Here is a 20,146-nt window from a genome sequence, read left to right as displayed (position 1 = left end):
CATCGACGGCATGAAACTCCAGGTCCGTGATCCCGGGGTTCGTCTTCGGAATGGCCGAGGAGTGGGTGGGCCCGCGTGCCGCGCATTGCATTCATACGACTCCGGACCGGGACGCCTCCGAAACGGCGCGGCCCTTCCGGTGAACCGCGTCCGGGCATGGCCGTGCCCACGGACGGCGTGCGGGGCTTGCACTGACGCCGGCCCCTGCCCCGTGTCGGTGACGGGCTGTCAATCGGCTTGCGAGGCGCGGACGATGCCCTTCGCGCCGTGTCGCCGTCGCCTCCCGCCCCGGCGTCCGCGGCACCGGAGCGCCGACGGCGTCGAGTGAGGCCGCGGTGGCGACGGCTCGGCGGAAAATCGCCGTTCCGGTTCCCTTTCCGCCCCGGCCGGCCGGCGTGACCGTCATCATCGAGACATCAGGATTTTCGCATTCCGTAAATGGATTATCGATTCGGCTTCGTTTCTTTTTCCCCATCCGTCCCTGGTGAACCTGTCGTCCGGCAAGGACGATCCAAGCAAGTCGAATTTACGTCGAGCGGTGCGATCGGTGTTTTTTGGACTTTGTTTTCCGGGGGGAACGGTAAACCGTTTCTCCATCTCTACGATCTCACGTCATGACCGACATTCCACGGGAAAACTCCGCCACCCGTGCGCGCTGGCAGACCTGTCTCCGACTTGCCCGCGAACTCCTTCTCGTCGGCCCGGACGACAAGGACCTCAAGCTCGACTACCTCCACACCCTGATCGACACGGGCCATCTCGGCACCACCCGTCACCCGCGCAAGAAGATCCTGATCGTCGGCGCCGGCATCACCGGCCTCGTCGCCGGCCGCCTGCTCAAGGACGCCGGCCACGACGTCACGATCCTCGAGGCCAACACCGGCCGCGTCGGCGGACGCATCAAGACCTTCCGCGCCACCGAGCACCACCAGCCCTTCGCGGACCCCGCCCAGTACGCCGAGGCGGGTGCCATGCGGCTGCCCGACTTCCATCCGCTCGTCCTCGCCCTCGTCGACACACTCGGACTCGGCCGCCGCCAGTTCTACAACGTGGACGTGGACCCCTCCACCGGCAGCGGTCCCGACGTCCCCGTCCCCCCGGTCACCTACACGTCCTTCACCGGCCGGACCTGGACCTACGGCGACGACAGCCCCGACTTCCGCGAACCCGACAAGCGCGGCAACTCCTGGATCCGCGCCAACCGGGTCCAGGTACGGCGGGCCGACTACACCACCGGTCCCGAACGGATCAACGAGGAGTTCCACCTCACCGACGACGAGGTCCGCGCCCCCGTGGTGAAGATGGTCGACGACGCGCTGGAGAGCGTGCGCGACTACTACTCCCACATCGTCGACGGAAAGCGCGTCGACAAACCGTTCGACGAATGGGTCGAGGGCTGGGCCCGGGTGATCCGCGACTTCGACGGCTGCTCGATGGGCGGTTTCCTGCGCGACCACGCCGGGCTCAGCGACGAGGCGGTCGAGGCCGTCGGAACGCTGGAGAACATGTCCTCCCGGCTGCACCTCTCCTTCTTCCACAGCTTCCTGAGCCGCAGCGACATCAACCCCGCCGTCCGCTACTGGGAGATCCCCGGCGGCAGCTGGCGCCTGCCGCACGCCCTGCACCAGGGCCTGCTCGACGAGGTGAGGCTCGGCCACCGCATGGTCCGCCTCGAATACCACGACCCCAGCCGCGACGCCGGCCCCGAGGGCACCGGCGCCGTCGGTCCCGACGGCCGGGGCGTGGCCGTGCAGACCGTCGCCGAGGACGACCCCCAGGCCCCGCCGCGCACGTGGACCGCGGACCTGGCGATCGTCACCGTCCCGTTCTCCGCGCTGCGCTTCGTGGAGATCGTCCCCTCGATGTCGTACAAGAAGCGCCGCGCGATCATCGAGACCCACTACGACCAGGCCACCAAGGTGCTGCTGGAGTTCAGCCACCGGTGGTGGGAGTTCACCGAGGACGACTGGCGCGGTGAGCTGGAGAACATCGCACCGGGCCTGTACGCGTACTACCGGCACAGCGGCGGGGCGGACACCGCGCCCCGCGTCACCCTCCCCGATCCGGCCGCCGGCCTGCTCGGCGCCGCGGTCAAGGGCAACGGCGTCACCGAGGAGATGCGGCGGATCGACGGCACCCTGCCGCTGCGCGGCCCCGCCGTCCGCCCCGCCACCCACTGCTTCGGCGGGGGCTCCGCCGCCGACAACCCCAACCGGTTCATGTACTACCCGTCGCACCGGGTCGAGGGCAGCAACGGCGGCGTCGTCCTCGCCTCGTACTGCTGGTCCGACGACGCCGCGCGCTGGGACTCCATGGCCGACGCCGAGCGCTACGTCTACGCCCTGCGCAACTTCCAGGCCCTGCACGGCCGCCGCATCGAGGTGTTCTTCACCGGCCGGGGCGCCACCCAGAGCTGGGCCCGCGACCCGTACGCCTTCGGCGAGGCCGCCATCTACACCGCCCACCAGATGACCAGCTTCCACCTGGACGTCTCCCGGCCCGAGGGCCCCGTGCACTTCGCCGGGGAGCACACCTCCCTCAAGCACGCCTGGATCGAGGGCGCCCTGGAGAGCGCCGTCCGCGCCGCCGTCGCCGTCCACCGGGCCGCGCCGGTCACCACCCCGGGCCCGGACCGGGAGGAGTACGCCTCGTGACCGCTTTCGACCCCGGGTGCACGGTCGCCCGCTACCTCGCCCTGCGCCTGGCCGAGCTGGGCATCACCCACCTCTTCGGAGTCCCCGGCAACCACCTCGGCCCGTTCCTGACCGCCCTGCGCGCCGAGGGCGACATCGAGTGGGTCGGCACCCCCACCGAGGGCGGTGCCGGCCAGGCCGCCGACGCCTACGCCCGCATCCACGGCATCGGCGCCGCCGCCGTCACCTACAGCGTCGGCGCGTTCAACCTGCTCAACGCCTGCGGCGGCGCCTACGTCGAGCAGGTTCCGCTCGTCGCCGTCAACGCCTCCCCGCCCTACGAGCAGTGGCAGAACCAGCGCGCCCTCGGCCTGCTGACCTCCCACATGAGCCCGCGCACGGAGAGCAACCTGGACGTCTACCGGCAGGTCACCGTGGACGCGCAGGCCATCTCCCACCCGGGCCTCGCCCCCGGCCGGATCGACGCCGCGCTCACCGCCTGCCTGACCGAACGCCGGCCGGTCTACCTGGAGGTCATGGAGGACCTGTGGGACGAGCCCTGCGCCGCACCCGAGGCGCCGATCGTCCCCCGCGAACGGCCGCTCGGCGCCCGCGGCCGCACGATGCTGGACGACGCCGTCCACGCGATCCTCACCCTGATCGAGGAGCACCCCGGCCCGGACGGCAGGCCCCGCCCGATCGTGTGGGCCGGCGAGGAGACCGACCGGTTCCGCCTCGGCGGGCAGCTCACCGGCCTGGTGGAGGCCACCGGGGTGCCGTTCTGCACCACCGTCGGCGCCAAGGCCGTACTCGACGAGGACCAGCCGCAGTTCCACGGCGTCTACAACGGCCACGCCAGCCATCCGGACGTGCACCGGATCTTCAAGGACTGGGCCACCTGCCGGATCGGGCTCGGCGCCTGGTCCACGTCGAAGAACCTCGGCGGCGAGCAGTCCGTCGGCACCGACTGGGTGATGGCCGCGCACGGCGGTGTCGGCGTCGGCACCTCCTACTTCCCCGACGTCCAGCTCGAACACCTGCTGCCCGCCCTCCAGGACGCGCTGGTCAAGACCTACGGCTCCGGCGGACTGACCGCCGACTACTACGCCGAGGCCCACGCCCACCACCGAGCGCCCGGGAACCGCCCCGCCACCCTGGAGCACCACCGGGCCGCACTCAGCGTCCCCGGCTCACCGTCCCGTACGCCCGAACACCTCACCTACGACGGCGTGTTCGACCGGATCAACCACTTCCTGGGCGAGGAGACCCGGGAGGACTGGACGGTCGTCTCCGACGCCGCGTTCTCCCTCATCGGCTCGATGAACCTGTCACTGCCCGCGGGCGGGTTCCTGTCCCAGGCCGGCTGGCTGTCCATCGGCTGGTCGGTCGGTGCGGCCACCGGCGCCGCGCTCGCCCCCGAGCGCGCGCCCGCCCGTCCGATGGTGTTCGTCGGCGACGGCGCCTTCCAGGAGACCTGCCAGGAGATCTCCACCCACACCCGGCTCGGCCTGCGGTCGGTGGTGTTCGTCATGGACAACGGGCACTTCTACGGCATCGAGCAGATGCTGGTCCACCCGTCCTACTACGCCGGACAGGACCGTCCCGAGCCGGACTTCTACAACGTCCTCCACCCGTGGCACCACGACCGCCTCGCGGCCGTCTTCGCCGGCCGGGACACCCCGGCGCACGGGGTCCACGTCACGGACACCGCCGAACTGGACGCCCTGCTGGCCCGCCTCACCGACCCCGCCGACCCGGTCAACGCCGGACCGCTGCTGGTCCGCGTCCGCCTGCACCGCCACGACTACCCGCGGGCGATGGCGTACAAGGTGCCGAAGCCCGGCACGACCGCCTGACGGGCCGCCCGGCCCGCCAGGGAGCAGAGGACACGACCCGTATCCGAAAGGGACAGGACATGGCTGAACTCAACGTGCTGATCGCGTTCGACGCGGCCACGATCGTCGAACGCAACCCCGGTGCGTCGCGGAACCCCGACGCACCGACCTACGTCGACCAGAGCCTGATCTACATGACCACACGCCAGGACCACATCATCGGCACCTCGGGCGCCGAGCTGAACCTCCGGGCCGAACCCGGTGACAGCGTCAAGTGGCGGGAGACGACGCTGTCGCTCGGCAGCGACTACAAGGCACTCCTGTACCGGTACGTGAGCAGCGACAACGACCACGTGCTCATCAGGACCCCGGAGATCGAGGTCGTCGACGGCGTCTACCCGATGCCGCAGGAGGGGAGCGAGGGGACGCCGGCGTTCACGACCCAGGAGTACGAGGACCACTACTGGCGGACGACGGTCAAGCGGACCGGCAAGGTCGTGTACCACTTCTACTTCCAGATCCTGGACCGCCACCGCAACCTGAAGGGCTACTTCCAGTGGGACCCCTTCATCACCATCGAGCGGCCCTGACGGCGGCCCCCGGGTGAACACCGGTCCCTCCGTGACGTGGCGGTCGCGGAGGGACCGCGGGCTCAGCGCACCGGGAAGCCGAAGGTGTAGCCCTGCTCCTTGAGCCAGGGCAGGACGCGGCGCAGGGCCTCGACGGTCTGGGCGCGGTCGCCGCCCGCGTCGTGGAAGAGGACGGTCGGCCCGTTGGAGATCTCCCGCTGGACGGTGGCGACGATGGCGTCGGCGCCCGGCTGCTCGAAGTCCTTGGTGTCCACGTTCCAGCCCAGCGGGCGCATTCCCTTGGAGGCGGCCAGCTCGCGGCTGTAGGGGGTGAAGGCCCCGCCGGGGGCGCGGTAGTACATCGACCGGACACCCCCGGACGCCTTGATGATCATGCGTTCGGCGTCGAGGATCTCCTTCGACTGGTAGGCCTCGGACTTCTTGTCCATGGTGGTGTCGTGCGACACCGTGTGGTTGCACAGCCGGTGCCCGGCCGCGACGACCTCCTTCACGAGGTCCGGGTGGGCCTGGGCCTGGATCCCCGTCACGCAGAACGTGGCCTTCACCCCGTACTCCCGCAGGATGTCGAGGACTTCGGGGGTCCACGCGGGGTCGGGGCCGTCGTCGATGGTGATGTTGACGCCGCGCGCCCCCGCGTCCGAGGCGTGCACGATGCTCACGTCGACCGGCTTGGCGTCACCACCCGGCGCGGCGGACGCGGTCGCCTTCGGCGAACCGCTCACGGGACCGGCCTGCGCGGTCCACACCGAGGCGCCGACGGCGAGCACCGTCACCCCGAGTGCCGCCCCGACCAGCTTGCCGTACCAGCCCCGCCCGCCGCCGTGCCGTGCCATGTCCGCCCCGCCCTCGCATAGTTGTCCGTCGGGCCCCGGCCACCCCGAACCCACCTGACATGACGGAGCCCGGTGCCCTCGGGATGCGTCCGTTACCGATCGCGGACAATGCCGGAAGAGTTCGGGGACAACTCGACGAACGGTGGCCGGCGGACCGGCCCGTAGTGCGTACGCACCAGGAACCGGGGCGGCTGGTCCGGACGCACCAGGGGAGGACGGCGGCCGAGGACGATGCCCGCCGGGGGCGCCGGAGGGAAATGTGGAAGGCGCGCGGATCCCGCGCGTTCCCCTTCCCTCAGCGGTGTCTGGAGTGATCGGCAAGTGGCGGCATATCTGTACCGGATCGGACGGTGGGCCTTCCGGCGGCGCCGGCTCGTGGGCGGTGTGTGGCTGAGCGTCCTGGTGCTGGCCGTGGTCGCCGCCGCCGTGGCGCCGGCCGGGGAGGAGGAGGACCTCTCCATGCCCGGCACCGAGTCGCAGAAGGCGTTCGACCTGCTGGACGAGCGGTTCCCCGAGAGCGACTCCCAGGGCGCCGAGGCCCGCCTGGTGTTCCGGGCCCCCGACGGGCAGCGGGTGACGGCCGCGGAGAACAGGGCCGCCGTCGAGGACACGCTCGGCTCACTGGACGGGGGCGGCCAGGTCGCGTCGGCCACCGACCCCTACGAGACCGGCGCCGTCAGCGAGGACGGCACCGTCGCCTACTCCACGATCACCTACACCGTGGGCGCCCTCGACCTGACCGAGGCCACGAAGAGCGTCCTGGAGGACGCCGCGGACCGGGGCCGGGACGCGGGGCTGACCGTGGAGATCGGCGGCTCGGCCCTGGAGGCGGAGGAGGAACCGGGCGGTACGACGGAGCTCGTCGGCGTGCTGGTGGCGGCGGTGGTGCTGGTCCTCACCCTCGGTTCGCTGGCCGCGGCCGGACTGTCGCTGCTGACCGCCCTCCTCGGTGTGGCCGTCGCCTTCGGCCTGGTCACCGCGCTGGCCGTACCACTGGGCCTGACGTCCACCGTCGCCATCCTGGCGCTGATGCTGGGCCTGGCGGTCGGCATCGACTACGCGCTCTTCATCACCTCCCGCTTCCACGACGAGCGCGCCCGGGGCAGCGAACCGGAGGAGGCCGCCGGCCGGGCGGTGGGCACGGCCGGATCCGCCGTCGTCTTCGCCGGCGCGACCGTCCTCATCGCCCTGGCCGGGCTGGGCGTCGTCGGCATCCCCGAACTCACCAGGATGGGCCTGGGCGGCGCGGGCGCCGTGGCCCTCGCCGTGCTCGTCGCGCTGACCCTCACCCCCGCGCTGTTCGGCCTCTTCGGCCGACGGGTGCTGCCCCGCGCCCTGCGCACGGCCGGCGCCCGCCCGCACCCGGTGCCCGCCGGGGCCGGCCGGCCCGGGCTCGCCACCCGCTGGGCGCGGTTCGTGCTGCGCCGGCCGGTCGCCGTGCTGGTGACCGCCGTCCTCGGCCTGGGCACCGTCGCCCTGCCGGTGCTGAACCTCGAACTCGGGCTGCCCGGCGACGAGTCCAAGTCGGTGCAGACCACCCAGCGGCGCGCCTACGACCTGCTGTCGGAGGGCTTCGGCCCCGGCTTCAACGGCCCGCTGACCGTGGTCGTGGACACCTCCAGGTCCGAGGACCCCCGCACCGCCACGGACCTGGTCGTCAAGGCCGTACGGGGCGTGGACGGGATCGCCTCGGTCGGCGAACCGGTGATCGGCGAGAACGAGGACACGGCCCTCCTCACCGTCGTGCCCGAGACCGCGCCGAACAGCGGCGAGACCAAGGACCTGGTGCACGCGCTGCGGGACACGGTCGCGGAGACCGGGGCCGACACCGGCGCCGACGTCTTCGTGACCGGCGGAACCGCGCTGAACATCGACATCTCCGAGGCCATGGCCGACGCCCTCCTCCCCTACCTGACCGTCGTCATCGGCCTGGCGGTGCTCCTGCTGCTGGTGGTCTTCCGCTCGGTCCTGGTCCCGGTCAAGGCCGCGCTCGGCTTCCTGCTGTCGGTGGGTGCCGCCTTCGGCGTCCTCGTCGCCGTCTTCCAGTGGGGCTGGGCGGCGGACCTGCTCGGCATCGAGCAGACCGGACCGGTCATGTCGCTGATGCCGATCCTCGTCATCGGCATCGTCTTCGGCCTCGCCATGGACTACGAGGTCTTCCTCCTCACCCGGATGCGGGAGGCCTACGTCCACGGCGCGTCCTCCGCCGAGGCGGTCGTCAACGGGTTCCGGCACAGCGGACGCGTGGTGGCCGCGGCGGCGGTCATCATGATCAGCGTGTTCGCCGGATTCGTCGGGATGAGCAGCCCGACCATCCAGACGATGGGCGTCGGCCTGGCCTCCGCCGTCGCCTTCGACGCCTTCGTGGTCCGGATGGCGATCGCCCCCGCGGTCCTGGCGCTGCTCGGCCACCGGGCCTGGTGGCTGCCCCGTATCCTGGACCGCGTGCTGCCGAACGTGGACATCGAGGGCGAGGCACTGAGCAGGCGGGACCCGGCCTCCGCGCCCCTGCCGGACGCGGCGGCGCCGCTCCCCGCCGGCCGCCGGCCATGACACACACGAGTGACGGCCTCCCGCGACCACGTGCCACGTGGCCGCGGGAGGCCGCGGTCACGGCGACGGCGTTCGCGCTCTGTCTGCTCGGCGGCGTGGTGCAGGTCGACGACACGCTGTCACCGCCGTCCGCCGCCGCCTACGTCATCGCCGTGGTGTCCTGCGCCGTGCTGCCGGCGCGGCACAGGGCGCCCCTGGCCGTGCTGGCGGCCACGACCGCGGCCGGCGTGCTGGTGCCGCCCCTGGGCCTCCTGCTGACCCCGCTCATCGTGGCCCCCGCCGTGATCACCGCCTACTCCTACACGCTCGCCGCGCGCACCGAACGACGCGCGGCGGGCGCGGTGCTGCTCGCTTCCGCGGTACTGGCCGCCTCCGTCCCTTTGTCCGGGGGCTTCTCGTGGAAGGACGCGAGCAGGATGGGGGTGATGGCGGCGGTCCTGCTGGTGGCCGGTGTGCTCGGCCACTCGGTGCGCAACCGGCGGGCCTACCTGGCGGCCGTGGAGGAGCGGGCCCGGCGGGCCGAGGAGAGTTGGGACCGCGAGGCGCGCAGACGGGTGGCCGAGGAACGGGTGCGCATCGCCCGCGAACTGCACGACCTGGTGGCCCATCAGATCACCCTGGCCAACGCGCAGGCCACGGTCGCCGCCCACCTCTTCGACACCCGCCCGGAGCAGACCCGCAAGAGCCTGGCGGAGCTCGTCGAGACCACCGGCCACGCGCTCGACGAGCTGCGGGCCACGGTCGGTCTGCTGCGCCAGTCCGGGGACGCGGCCGCGCCCGCCGAACCGGCGCCCGGACTGGCCCGGCTCCCCACGCTCCTGGAGTCCTTCCGCCGCGCGGGCCTGGAGGTGACGGTCCACCAGGAGGGCACGGCCAGGCCGCTGCCGCCGGGAGTGGACCTCACCGCCTACCGCATCGTCCAGGAGGCCCTGACCAACGTGACCAAGCACGCCGGCACCGGCAGCGCCCGGGTGGGCCTCGCCTGGAACCGCGACCGGGTGACCGTCACCGTCGCCGACGACGGCAAGGGCACCCGTACGGGATCGCACGGGTCCGCCACGGCGGACCGCCCGCCCGGTTACGGTCTGATCGGGATGCGGGAACGTGCCACCGCGGTCGGGGGACGGCTCTTCGCGGGCAGCCGCCCCGAGGGCGGCTTCCTCGTCTCCACCGAACTGCCCCTCCCGCCCGCCAGGGACACGGCACGGGGGACCGACGGAGCGACGACCACCGAGGAGGACCGGATGGCCGCAGGACGGACGGGCGACGGAGCGGACGGGGACGCGCCGTGACGCTCCGGGTGCTGCTCGCCGACGACCAGGCCCTGCTGCGCGGGGCCTTCCGGATGCTGCTCGACAGCACCGACGACATCACCGTCGTCGGCGAGGCCGGCGACGGCAGGGAGGCGGTGCGCCTCACCCGGCAACTGCGCCCCGACGTGGTGGTCATGGACATCCGGATGCCCGAGGTGGACGGCCTCACCGCCACGGCGGAGATCTGCGCGGACCCGGACCTGCGGGCCAGCCGCGTCCTGATCCTCACCACGTACGAGACCGACGAGTACGTCGCCCAGGCGCTGCGCGCGGGGGCCGGCGGCTTCATCGGCAAGGGCATCGGGGCCGAGGACCTGGCGGACGCCGTACGGACGATCGCCGAGGGCGACACCCTGCTGTCCCCCGCCGCGACCCGCTCCCTGGTCGCCCGTTTCCTGGCCACCCCGGACGACGTCCCGGCCCACCACGCCGAACGGCTCGCCGTGCTCACCCCGCGCGAACGCGAGATGGTGGCCCTGGTCGCGACCGGCCTGTCCAACCAGGAGATCGCCGAGCGGATGCACCTCAGCCCCTTCACCGTCCGCGCCCACGTGCAGCGCGCCATGACGAAGCTGGAGGCCCGCGACCGGGCCCAGCTCGTCGTCATCGCCTACCGGACGGGCCTGGCCCGGGCCGGCCCCGGTCAGGTGTCGTAGTCCTCCGGCAGGGTGAGGGCCGAGTGGGCGGGGCGTACCGGCGCGGAGGGCAGGGTGACCAGACCGCGCAGCATGGCGTCGCGCCGCTCCAGGGCCTGGGCCGTGGTGGGGAAGAGCGTGGCCGCGCCGTCCGCGACCAGTGCCTGGTTCAGGTCCACGAACCCGCGCAGGCCGCGTTCGTGGGCGGCGAAGGCCTCGGTGTGGTCCCGGTGCGCGGCCAGGGCGTGGGCGAGCGTGTGGGCACCGGCCAGCGCGAGGCTCGACCCCTGCCCGGTGAGGAACGAGGGCGCGTACGCGGCGTCGCCGACCAGCGCGACCCGGCCGCGGGACCAGCGGGGCATACGGATCTGGCCGGCCGTGTCGAAGAACAGGTCGTCCGCGTCGCGCAGGGCGGCGATCATGCCGGGGACCTCCCAGCCCGCGTCCGCGAAGGTCTGGGCGACCAGGTCCCGCTGGGCGTCGGGGTTCCGGAGGGCGTCCGACGGCGGCTGCGGCCGGTGGAAGTCCAGGAAGGCGTGCACCTCGTCGCCGGCGCCCCCGACGGCGTAGAGGGCGGCGGCCCTCCCCGGGGTGTTCCACATCACGATCTCGTGGGAGAGACCGAGGGCGTTCGGCATGGTGAAGAGGGCGAAGCAGTGGCCGAGGTAGTGGTGGAACCGCTCCTCGGGGCCGAACAGGAGCCCCCGGGTGTGCGAGTGCGTGCCGTCGGCGCCGACCACCAGGTCGAACGTACGCCGTAGTCCACCGCGGAACGTGACGTCGACGCCTCGGCCGGACTGGTCGAGGGTGTCGACGGAGTCGTCGAAGAGGAACTCCACGTCGTCGCGGACCAGCGCGTGGAGGCTCGCGGTCAGATCCCCGCGGCGTATCTCCAGGTCCTGTCCCTCGACGCCGCCGGCGACGGCGTGCGCCTTGACCGAGGCCACCTCACCGCCGTCGGCGTCGAGGAACGTGACGCGACGCGGGGCGATGTGCGCGTCCCGCAGCCGCGGCAGGATCCCCATCCGCCGGACCACCTCGACCGCGGTCCCGCGGACGTCGACCGGGTAGCCGCCGTCGCGCGGTGCGCCCGCCTTCTCCACCACGGTGACCGCGAACCCGTACCGGTGCAGCCAGTACGCCAGGGCGGGCCCGGCGATACTGGCCCCGGAGATCAGAACCGTGCGCTTCCTGGTCATGCCTGGACCTCTTTCCTGGTGATGCGGACGACGAGCAGGGACAGCGCGGCGACGAGGCCGGCGACGGCGAACCCGGTGACGAAGGCCGATTCGGCCGCCAGGCCCGTCACCGGGTCGGCCCCGGCGTCGAGGATCGCGGCGCCGGCCTGGGCGCCCAGGGCGACGCCGATCACGCGGGTCACCACGAGCAGACCGGTGGCGATGCCGGTGTCCTTGGCCTCGACGGCGGTGGCGGTGCCGGCGAGCAGCGCCGTGGTGCCGGCGCCCGCGGCGAACGCGGTCAGCGCCTTGGCGAGGACGAGCTGCCACGCGGCGGTGTGCACCGACGCCAGGGCGATCAGCGTGGCCGCCGTGACGACGGTGCCCGCGACGACCACGGCACGCGGGCCGAAGCGCCGCGCCGCGAGACCGCCGACCGAGTCGCTCACCGCCCCGGCGATCGCGCCGGGCAGCAGGAACAGCCCGATGTCGGTGGTGTCGGCCCCGAAGCCGTACCCGTCGGCCGGGACCGCGAACAGCTGCGGAAGCAGGAAGGCCACCATCCCGAAGCTGGCGGTGATGACGAAGGTGAGTGCGAACGCGTCCCGCATCGCGGGCTTGGCCAGCATGCGCAGGTCGACCATCGGCGCGGCCGACCGGCGCTCCACGACGACCCATCCGGTCGCGAGGGCGGCCACGGCCACCGCGAGGGCGCCGGTCGCGAGGGGCGGCAGGCCGGAGTCCGTCACCGTCACGAGCCCGACCATGAACGTGAGCAGCGTGCCGCTCAGCAGGACCACGCCGGGCCAGTCGATCCGGTCGTCCGGCCGGACCGGCGGATCGTGCGGCATCAGCCGGGTCACGGCCAGCGCCGCCGCGGCGACCGCGACCGTCGGCAGCGTGAACATCCAGTGCCAGGACAGTCCTTCCGCGATCGGCCCGGCGACCGCCGTCCCCACCATGCCGCCGCCCGTGAACAGCGCGACGACCACTCCGATCGCCACCTGCGACTCCCCCGCCGGGAGGTGTGTGCGCACCAGGACGAAGGAGAGGGGCAGCGCGCCCACCATGACGCCCTGCAGCACCTGGCCGAGCAGCAGCACCGGCAGGTTCGGCGCCAGGCCGGCCAGCAGGCCACCGGCCGAGACCAGGGCCGCCAGACAGACCAGCACCCGCTTCCCGCCGTACCGGTCGCCGAGTTTGCCCGCGACGGGTGCGGTGACCGCGCCGGTGACGAGTAACGCGTTGGCGACCAGGGCCCCTTCGCCGGGGCCGACCCCCAACTCGCCCTGCAGCAGCGGGAGCGCGGGCTCCACCACCGACTGCAGGGTGCCGAGGGCGAGCGCCAGGACTCCGAGGGCGGCGATCGACAGCCTCCCGATACGGACCGGGGAAACCACAGCTTGGGACATGGAGGTCCTTCACGTCGTCGGAGGAGAGCGAACGCGCGGGATGCGCGCGCCTCCCACGCTCCCCTCCGGCGCCCCGCCGGGCATCGTCCGCCGACGCCGTTCTCCCCTGGTGCGTCCGGACCAGCCGCCCCCGTGTCCTGGTGCCCGCGCACCACGGGAACCGTGTTCCCGGCCCGGGGGGTGACGGCCTGTCGGGAGCCGCGCCCCGTTGTCGGACCCGTACGTCATGATCTCCCCGTGGAGCGTTCGAGCACGGTACGGGGAGACGGGATGACGGCGAGCGAGCTGCTGACGGCGCGGCCCGGAACGGCGGCCCTGGACGACCACGGCGTGGCCACCGCGCTGGGCGGGCTCGTGGACGGCGCGGGGTACTGGAGCGGCACGGGGGCGCTGGCCGGTATCGAGCGGACGGGGCGCTACCTGGCCGGGTGGGGGGAACCGGGGGAGGGTCCGGGCCGGGCGGGGGAGGGGTCCTGGACACGGTTCATCGGGCGGATCGGTGCCGTGGCGTTGCGTGCCGCCGTGGAGCCCACCCGCGACGAGCGGCGCCGGCGGCTGCTCGCGCTGCTGGAGATCTGGGCGGACAGCCCCTTCGCCGATTCCCCCGCCCGGATACGCACCGGGCTCGTGCGGGTGGCCGAGGGCGGCCCCGAGGCCGTCCGGGACGAGCGGGGGGCGGCTGTCGCGGTCGGCTGGTCCGCCGGAGGGCTGCGGAAGTTCGTCGACCTGCGGGCGGGGGAGGCGGATCCGCCGGGCCTGGGGACGATCGAGGAGGTGACCGGCGTCCCGTGCGGGGGATGGGGCGACGCGGGGCAGCTCCGGCGGCTGGTGGACCTCGTCCGGGAGCGCGGTCCGGTGCCGTGGGACCTCGACGCGGTGGCCGAGCTGCGGGACGGTACGGGGATGGGCCGGGCGGCGGCGTCCTTCGCCCTGGCGGGGATGGTCTCCGGGGGATATCTGCCGCACCTCGACGACCGGGAGCGGAGGATCCACCGGCTCAAGGTGGCCGAGGTCGAGGACGGCGTCCGCGAGCCCGGCCGGATGAGCCCGCCCGACCGCCTCGGACTGCTGGCGGACGTACTGCCCGGGGACCCCGCCGAGCTGTGGGAGCCGCAGGGCATGCGCGCGGTGGCGCGGCGGATCGCGCACGCGTGGCGGGAGCGGTACGGCAGGCGGACCGTGGTCCCGGAGCGCACCTTCGACACGTTCATCGGGGTGGATCAGGTCCGGCTGTCGGCGGGCCGCTTCTGCGCGGCGTTCACCGACCACGCCTCGATACGCGGTCTCGGCTCGAACCTCGACACCTGGATCCGGAACAGCGACTTCCGCCCCTTCCCGACCGCCGGGGGCTGGGACCTCGTCGATTTCAGGGACACCCTGCACGTCGTCGTGCCGAACCTCTTCCGGGTCTACGCGGAGCTTCCCGCCGGTGACCCGGTCCGCGCCGGGGCACCCGGCCTCGTACGGGCGCTGAGCGAGCGGCTGGACCACCCGGGCCTGCTGCTGGACGCCGGCCACCTCCACCCCGCGGTGGGACACGAGGTCGCCGATGTGCACGACAGGTTCGGCTCGCGCCCCTACGCCGGACCGGAACCGCTGGACGTCGCGAGCGCCGACGACGGACTGACCGTGGTCGTGGACGGCGTCGTCGACCGCGCAGGCGTGCGGTCCCGGCCCAGGCTGTACTTCCGCCCGGCGTTCCACGGCGACGACGAGCGTTCCCGGACGCTGCGGGAGGCCCGGTCGGACTCCCGCTACGACCCCGACCTCGGGCTGGTCGAGTGGCTGCGCGGCCCGGTCTGCGCGCGCGTCGTCGAGCGGCTCGAGGACTCCTCGCTGCCGCCGGGGACCTACGAGACGAACCCGGTGTTCTCCGCGCCCGGCGTACTGGGCCGGGCCGCCCGCGGACTCGGCGTCGACGAGGACGCGGCGGCGCTCTACCTCCAACTGCTGACCCTGTACGCGCCGGTCGACCGCGCCATCCGTACGTGGAACGGCTGGAAGCCCGCCCGGCACCAGAAGGCCGCCGCCGTGCTGGTCGAGCACGGCCTGGCCGTCGAGGACGGACGCGCCCGCGCGGGCCGCCGGCTCTTCCTGCCGGGCGAGTGGATCCACGCCGGCAAGCCCTACCAGCCCATGGAGGCGTGGAAGGCGGAACTGCTCGGGCTGGAACGCTCCTACAACGGCCGCCTGGAGAACCCGCTCCCACTGCCCACCCGCACCTTGCCGGAACTGTTCGCCCGGGCGTGGGAACTGGTCGAGGAGGGACGGGGACCCTCGGCGTGAGGGCCCCGGCGGGCGGCCGGCGTGAGAGCTTCGTCCGGGACGACCTGGACGGACTCGGCGGCCCGCTCACCTGCTCACCGGAGAAGCAGGCGCACCACGCGGTGGAGTCCGAGGCCCGCCTCGGCCACGGCGACGCCGTCCCGCTCGGCGAGGCGGAGGGGGCCGTACGGGGATTCAGCGACCCGGACGACCCGAACCGGACCTTCGGGGATCCGGCCGGCGCCCCGTGCGACCGGCCGGGCGTGCGGACGCGGCACGCCTACGCGCGCAGGGCGTCGACCGGTTCCATACGGGAGGCCCGCAGTGACGGGTAGAGGCCGGCCAGGAGCCCCACCAGGGCTCCGGCGACCGGGGCTCCGAGGGCGAGGCGGACGTCCAGGACCGGCGTCCACTCCTTGACGGCGGAGACGGTCACCACCACGACCATGCCCAGGGCGGCGCCCACGACACCGCCGAGGAGCCCGATCGTCGTCGACTCCACCAGGAACTGGCCGGCGACCTGACGCCGCGAGGCCCCGAGGGCGCGGCGCAGTCCGATCTCCCCGGTCCGTTCGATGACCGTCACCAGCGTCACGTTGGCGATGCCGATGGCCCCGACCACCAGCGAGACCAGCCCGAGGATCAGGAACAGGCCGTCGACGTCCCCCTGCACCCCCTTGCGGGCCTCGGCGGGATCGGCCGGTGCCGTCACGGTCAGGGAGGCCTCGGCTCCGGGGGCCAGCGCGATCGGCGCCTGGCGGGCGACCTGGCCGGCCGCGCCGAGCGCGGTGTTGATCAGGACCCGGGTCACGGTCCCCAGCCCCATCCGGTCCGCGGCCGTCGTGGGCGGCAGGATCACCGCCGTGGCGAGCTGCTGTTCCCGCTCCACTCCGCCGAGTATCCCGATCACCGTGTACGCCTGGCCCTCCAGGAAGACCGCGGGGGCGTCCTCGACCGAGTCGATGCCGAGGAGCCGCGCCGCCTGGTCGCCGAGGACCGCCACCCGGTCGTGCCGGGCGATGTCCCCCTCGTCGAGGAAGCGTCCGGCGGTCATCCCGCCCCGTACCGCGGCCGGCAGCGCGGGGGACGCGGCGACGACGGCCATGGTCCGGCCGCCGGTCTCACCGGGAGTGGCCACGTGGTGGGCGCGCACCTCGACGCCCGCGGTCTCCTGGGAGTCGGCGATCGCCGCCACCGACTCGACCCCGGCCAGCCGGCGCACCGCGTCGACCCCCGACCAGTCCACGAGCGGACCGGAGCCGGCCGAGGCCACGGAGGGCACCCCCACCGTGACCGAGGTGGCGGTCAGGGCGTCGAACCGGCCCACGATCTGGTTGCCCGCCGTGGAGGAGACCCCGATGGTGATGACCAGGGTGGTGATGCCCAGGACGGTGCCCAGCGTGGTCAGGGCGGAGCGCATCGGGCGGGCGAGCACCCCCGCCAGCGCCTCGGACCACAGGTCCCTGAAGTCCATCCAGGGACGCTCGGGGGTCCCCCCGGCCCGTGGTCTTCCCGCGGGCCGTGGTCTTCCTCCGGCCCGCGGTCTTCCCCAGGCCCGTGCGCTCCTTCCGGCCCGTGCGCTCCTCCTGGCCCGTGCGGTCCCTTCGGCCCGTGCCGTGTCCGCGGAGGCCGCGGCTCGCGGGGCGTGTGTCCGGGACCTCATCGGTGCTCCTCGGTGAGCCGTCCGTCGCTGATCCTCACCCGTCTGTGGGCCCGCCCGCTGACCGCCTCCTCGTGCGTGATCACCACCAGGGTCATGCCCTGCTCGCCGAGCCGGCCGAAGAGGTCCAGCACCGACTCGGTGTTCTCGCTGTCGAGGTTGCCGGTGGGCTCGTCGCAGAGCAGCAGGGCGGGGTCGCTCATCAGCGCCCGGGCGATCGCCACCCGCTGTCTCTCACCGCCGGAGAGCCGGTCCGGCCTGAAGCCGGCCCGGTGCGCGAGACCCACCCGTCGCAGTGCCCGCTCGGCCCGGGCACGCCGGCCGGCCCGGCCGTGCCCGGGGCGCGGCCGGCGGTAGGCCTCGGCCAGCATGACGTTCTCCTCCACGGTCCGGTACGGCAGCAGGTGGAAGGACTGGAAGACGAACCCGATCCGGCTGCCGCGCAACGCGGTGCGCTCCAGGTCGCCGAGCGCGTTGGTCTCCACCCCGTCGAGCCAGTAGGTGCCCGAGGTGGGGCGGTCCAGCAGCCCCAGGGTGTTGAGCAGCGTCGACTTGCCGGAACCGGACGGGCCGACGACCGACAGGTGCTCGCCGCGCCGGACGGTCAGGTTCACCTCGCGCAGGGCGTGCACCGGCGGTTCGGAGTCGAAGGTCCGGCCCACGTCGGTCAGCCGGATGACCGTGTCCGCGTCGGGCACGGCGGGCGACGGCGGACCGCTCATCGTCCGACCACCACCTGGTCGCCGGGTTTCAGGGCGGCACCGGACGACGGGGTGACCTCCACCTGGCCGTCCGCGGAGATCCCGGCCTCGACGGGGACGTCCACCACCTCGCCGCCGCGCACGACCTCCACCCGGGCCTTCCCGCCGGCGGACGTGTGCAGCGCGGCGAGGGGCACCGTCAGCACCTCGCCCTTCGACGAGCCCACCTCGATGGTGACCTTCGCGGATTCGTCGGCGTTCTTCGCCAGTGTTCCCGCCGGTACGGAGATCTGCACCGGTACGGGAGCCGAACCGCCGTCGCTCCCGCCGTCCGAGGTCTGCTGCCGCTTGCCGTCGTCGGCCGGCTCGTCCTTCGGCACGTCGTCGCCGAGTGCCACCACCTCACCGTCCGCCTTCGTGCCGCCGGTGGTCTCCACCCGGGCCCGCATGCCCTTGTGGAGCAGTTCGGCGTCGTCGGCCGGGACCACGGCCCGCACCACGACCTTGGAGCCGGTCACCGTGGCGACCGGTCCGGAGGGGGTGTCTCCCGTCTTCGCGGACACCTTGTCCAGCCGGGCCGGCAGTTCCGGCAGGAAGACCACCTCGCCGGCGGGGACCTTGGTCCCGTAACCGGCCCGGAAGGCGGAGAGCGCGGTGTTGGCCGCGTCCAGCTGCTGCCGCGCCGACTTGAGCCGCAGTTCGGCGGCGGTCCCACCGGTGCCCGAGCCGTTTTCGGAACCTCCGCCGGATTCCCCGGAGCTGTCACCGGATTCCCCGGAGCCGCCGCCCGGGTCCTGTGCCTCGAGGAGGGCCTGCTGCGCGGTGGTCACCGCCGCTTCGAGCGTCCCGAGCTGCTGCTTGTCGGCGACGGTGGGCTCCATGGCGCGGTAGCCCTTGCTCTTGTACCAGCGGCTCACCGCGGCGGCGTCCGACTGCCCGTACGTCCCGTTCGCCGAACCGGGGTTGAAGCCCAGCCGGATCAGCGCCCGCTGGAGCTGTTCGACGTCGTCCCCGGAGGCGCCGGGGCCCAGCGTCCGGTACATCGGCACGGTGCCCCGCAGCACCAGCACCGGCCGCCCGCTCACCTGCATCAGCACATCGCCCTCCTTCACCTCCGCCCCGGCCACCGGTGCCCTGGTGACCCGCTGGGCGACGCCGTCGCCGGCCCCCGCGTCGCCGGACCCGGCGTCCGGGGAGCCGACGGGCCCGGCCAGGGTCACGCTCCGCGGCGAGTCGAACTCCACCGAGCCCTGGGCCACCACGCTCGCGGTGAGCGAGCGCCGCTCGACCGCGACGGTGACGGGACCGGCTTCGGGCGGCCGGTGCGCGGCGGCAGCGTCCGCGGGGGACTGCATCCGCGATCCGGCGAACCAGCCGCCCGCCCCGACCAGCGCCACCGCGGTGACGACGACCGTGAGCTGTCCGGAACGGGTGCCGATCAGCCTGCGGAACCGTCCTCCGGGACGGGGGCCGGCCTGCTCGGGGCGGTGTCTCACCCGGCACCGCCCCCGCTGGTCGGGGCCTTGAAGAACTTCGGGAAGTAGGCGGCCCGGAACTCCTTGCCGCACTCCAGGTCCCGCAGCGCCAGCTCGATGTCCTTGGTGAGCAGCGGGAGGGCCTCCTCCTTGCTCAGGGTCTCCTGGGGGTTCCCGTTCTCGTCGACGCCGGCGACGACACCGGCGCCGGCCGGAGCGGAGCCGAGCGCCTGGAGCTTGACCATCTCCCCGATGCCGGTCGGCTGCGTGGTCGTGACGGGGATGCCCTCCTTCCTCAGGCACGAGGCGTACGACTGCGCCAGCGAGACCAGCTTCGGATCACCGTTGAGGGCCTGTGCGTTGGCCTGGTTCCGGTCCTCGGTCTCGGTGCCCCGCTCCTGGGCCGACGCGGAGCCGTAGACCTCCTTGTTGGCCTCACCCTGACAACCGGTCCAGTTCTTCTCACCGGCCTTCGGGTCGGGGAAAGCGCCCAACGCCTTCTCGTACGAGGCCTTCTGCTCGGGGGTGAGCGTGGCCACGTAGTCCGCGTTGGGTGTCTTGTTCGAGTCCTGCCGGGCGGCCGGGCCGGCGTCACCGGGGTAGACGATGCCCGCGTAGACGCCGAAACCGTTCTTCTGCCGGTACTTCTTCGTCAGCGCGTAGTCCGCCCCGTCGGTGGCCCAGGAGGCGGCGGGATCCTCGGGGGGCACGGGGGTGTAGACGAACCCCTGCTTCTTCATGCAGGCCGCGATCGCGTTCTCCAGGAGGTACTGCTTCTTGAGGTCGGCGTTCGCGTCGGCGGGGATGTCGAGCTGCCCCGACGATCCGGCCGTGGTCTTCTCACCGTCCGACGCGTGGGACTCCGAGCCGGTGTCGGTTTCGGTGCCGGTGCCACAGGCCGCCAGCAGCGGCAGCAGACCGGCCGCCGCCGCGGCGGCCAGTCTCCGGACAGTGCGGGATCGAGTCATCTGCTTCCATCCGATCGGGAGGGAGGGAGGGAGGGAGGGAGAGGGTTCCGCCTGCGGACGCAGGAGAACGCGGAGTTCACAGTGGCGCCGGCAGT

Annotated in this window: 15 protein-coding genes; 8 read left to right on the top strand and 7 right to left on the bottom strand. The window is 73.2% G+C overall.

The window, feature by feature from the left end:
* Positions 1-614: 614 nt before the first annotated feature.
* The 3 genes from IH50_RS0102720 to IH50_RS0102710 are packed head-to-tail and all read left to right on the top strand — an operon-like array spanning position 615 to position 5,058.
* Complete coding sequence (locus tag IH50_RS0102720) at positions 615-2,654, top strand: flavin monoamine oxidase family protein (RefSeq protein ID WP_030856775.1); 2,040 nt, start codon at positions 615-617, stop codon at positions 2,652-2,654.
* On the top strand, positions 2,651-4,489 hold the full coding sequence (locus IH50_RS0102715; RefSeq protein ID WP_030856773.1) for a thiamine pyrophosphate-binding protein: 1,839 nt from the start codon (positions 2,651-2,653) through the stop codon (positions 4,487-4,489). Before IH50_RS0102720 ends, IH50_RS0102715 begins: the two co-directional genes overlap by 4 nt.
* Before the next feature lie 59 nt (positions 4,490-4,548).
* Positions 4,549-5,058 (top strand): inclusion body family protein, encoded by a 510-nt coding sequence (locus IH50_RS0102710; protein ID WP_030856771.1) that lies wholly within the window; start codon positions 4,549-4,551, stop codon positions 5,056-5,058.
* A 62-nt stretch (positions 5,059-5,120) separates the two neighbouring features.
* Here IH50_RS0102710 and IH50_RS0102705 read toward each other — a convergent pair whose 3' ends face one another.
* Positions 5,121-5,891 carry a polysaccharide deacetylase family protein gene (locus tag IH50_RS0102705; protein ID WP_030856769.1) on the bottom strand — a complete coding sequence of 257 codons (771 nt, stop codon included), beginning with the start codon at positions 5,889-5,891 and terminating at the stop codon, positions 5,121-5,123.
* Between the two features lie 321 nt (positions 5,892-6,212).
* On the opposite strand from IH50_RS0102705, the gene IH50_RS0102700 reads away from it, so the two are divergent.
* Genes IH50_RS0102700 through IH50_RS0102690 form a run of 3 tightly spaced genes read left to right on the top strand, consistent with a single transcriptional unit; the run spans position 6,213 to position 10,413 of the window.
* Positions 6,213-8,444, top strand: coding sequence for an MMPL family transporter (locus tag IH50_RS0102700; protein WP_030856767.1), 2,232 nt, complete (start codon positions 6,213-6,215; stop codon positions 8,442-8,444).
* Positions 8,441-9,736, top strand: a complete 1,296-nt coding sequence (locus tag IH50_RS0102695) for a sensor histidine kinase (RefSeq protein ID WP_030856764.1) — start codon at positions 8,441-8,443, stop codon at positions 9,734-9,736. Before IH50_RS0102700 ends, IH50_RS0102695 begins: the two co-directional genes overlap by 4 nt.
* On the top strand, positions 9,733-10,413 hold the full coding sequence (locus tag IH50_RS0102690; protein WP_030856762.1) for a response regulator transcription factor: 681 nt from the start codon (positions 9,733-9,735) through the stop codon (positions 10,411-10,413). Before IH50_RS0102695 ends, IH50_RS0102690 begins: the two co-directional genes overlap by 4 nt.
* On the opposite strand, the gene IH50_RS0102685 is transcribed toward IH50_RS0102690, so the two are convergent.
* Together IH50_RS0102685 and IH50_RS0102680 are read right to left on the bottom strand one after the other, a co-directional pair.
* Positions 10,401-11,591 (bottom strand): FAD-dependent monooxygenase, encoded by a 1,191-nt coding sequence (locus IH50_RS0102685; RefSeq protein ID WP_030856760.1) that lies wholly within the window; start codon positions 11,589-11,591, stop codon positions 10,401-10,403. The two genes, IH50_RS0102690 and IH50_RS0102685, sit on opposite strands and share 13 nt — an antisense overlap.
* The gene (locus IH50_RS0102680) at positions 11,588-12,982 is read right to left on the bottom strand and encodes an MFS transporter (RefSeq protein ID WP_030856758.1); all 1,395 of its coding nucleotides are present in this window, start codon (positions 12,980-12,982) and stop codon (positions 11,588-11,590) included. The genes IH50_RS0102685 and IH50_RS0102680 overlap by 4 nt, the downstream gene beginning before the upstream one ends.
* 237 nt (positions 12,983-13,219) lie before the next feature.
* On the opposite strand from IH50_RS0102680, the gene IH50_RS0102675 reads away from it, so the two are divergent.
* Both IH50_RS0102675 and IH50_RS0102670 read left to right on the top strand, forming a co-directional pair.
* Positions 13,220-15,268, top strand: coding sequence for a hypothetical protein (locus IH50_RS0102675; RefSeq protein ID WP_158801148.1), 2,049 nt, complete (start codon positions 13,220-13,222; stop codon positions 15,266-15,268).
* The gene (locus tag IH50_RS0102670; protein WP_030856754.1) at positions 15,265-15,582 is read left to right on the top strand and encodes a hypothetical protein; all 318 of its coding nucleotides are present in this window, start codon (positions 15,265-15,267) and stop codon (positions 15,580-15,582) included. The genes IH50_RS0102675 and IH50_RS0102670 overlap by 4 nt, the downstream gene beginning before the upstream one ends.
* Here the strand turns inward: IH50_RS0102670 and IH50_RS0102665 are convergent.
* From IH50_RS0102665 to IH50_RS0102650, 4 genes are all read right to left on the bottom strand, one after another.
* The gene (locus tag IH50_RS0102665; protein WP_030856752.1) at positions 15,528-16,721 is read right to left on the bottom strand and encodes an ABC transporter permease; all 1,194 of its coding nucleotides are present in this window, start codon (positions 16,719-16,721) and stop codon (positions 15,528-15,530) included. The genes IH50_RS0102670 and IH50_RS0102665 overlap by 55 nt on opposite strands.
* Before the next feature lie 185 nt (positions 16,722-16,906).
* The gene (locus IH50_RS0102660) at positions 16,907-17,629 is read right to left on the bottom strand and encodes an ABC transporter ATP-binding protein (protein WP_030856750.1); all 723 of its coding nucleotides are present in this window, start codon (positions 17,627-17,629) and stop codon (positions 16,907-16,909) included.
* Positions 17,626-19,104, bottom strand: a complete 1,479-nt coding sequence (locus IH50_RS0102655; protein WP_234328071.1) for a peptidoglycan-binding protein — start codon at positions 19,102-19,104, stop codon at positions 17,626-17,628. The genes IH50_RS0102660 and IH50_RS0102655 overlap by 4 nt, the downstream gene beginning before the upstream one ends.
* Positions 19,101-20,051: a hypothetical protein gene (locus IH50_RS0102650; protein ID WP_051767148.1), complete on the bottom strand. Its 951-nt coding sequence runs from the start codon at positions 20,049-20,051 to the stop codon at positions 19,101-19,103. The genes IH50_RS0102655 and IH50_RS0102650 overlap by 4 nt, the downstream gene beginning before the upstream one ends.
* Positions 20,052-20,146: the final 95 nt, after the last annotated feature.

Source organism: Streptomyces sp. NRRL S-37, from assembly GCF_000721605.1.
In the GTDB taxonomy this organism is placed as follows: Bacteria; Actinomycetota; Actinomycetes; order Streptomycetales; family Streptomycetaceae; genus Streptomyces.
The sequence above is the reverse complement of the archived record's forward strand: the minus strand, read 5'-3'. Positions and strand labels throughout refer to the sequence as shown.

Bases quoted from the DNA above. Each gene is read 5' to 3' on its own strand.
- IH50_RS0102650 (WP_051767148.1), bottom strand. From the start codon at position 20,051: ATGACTCGATCCCGCACTGTCCGGAGACTGGCCGCCGCGGCGGCGGCC.
- IH50_RS0102680 (WP_030856758.1), bottom strand. From the start codon at position 12,982: ATGTCCCAAGCTGTGGTTTCCCCGGTCCGTATCGGGAGGCTGTCGATC.
- IH50_RS0102705 (WP_030856769.1), bottom strand. From the start codon at position 5,891: ATGGCACGGCACGGCGGCGGGCGGGGCTGGTACGGCAAGCTGGTCGGG.
- IH50_RS0102665 (WP_030856752.1), bottom strand. From the start codon at position 16,721: ATGGACTTCAGGGACCTGTGGTCCGAGGCGCTGGCGGGGGTGCTCGCC.
- IH50_RS0102685 (WP_030856760.1), bottom strand. From the start codon at position 11,591: ATGACCAGGAAGCGCACGGTTCTGATCTCCGGGGCCAGTATCGCCGGG.
- IH50_RS0102720 (WP_030856775.1), top strand. From the start codon at position 615: ATGACCGACATTCCACGGGAAAACTCCGCCACCCGTGCGCGCTGGCAG.
- IH50_RS0102710 (WP_030856771.1), top strand. From the start codon at position 4,549: ATGGCTGAACTCAACGTGCTGATCGCGTTCGACGCGGCCACGATCGTC.
- IH50_RS0102695 (WP_030856764.1), top strand. From the start codon at position 8,441: ATGACACACACGAGTGACGGCCTCCCGCGACCACGTGCCACGTGGCCG.
- IH50_RS0102660 (WP_030856750.1), bottom strand. From the start codon at position 17,629: ATGAGCGGTCCGCCGTCGCCCGCCGTGCCCGACGCGGACACGGTCATC.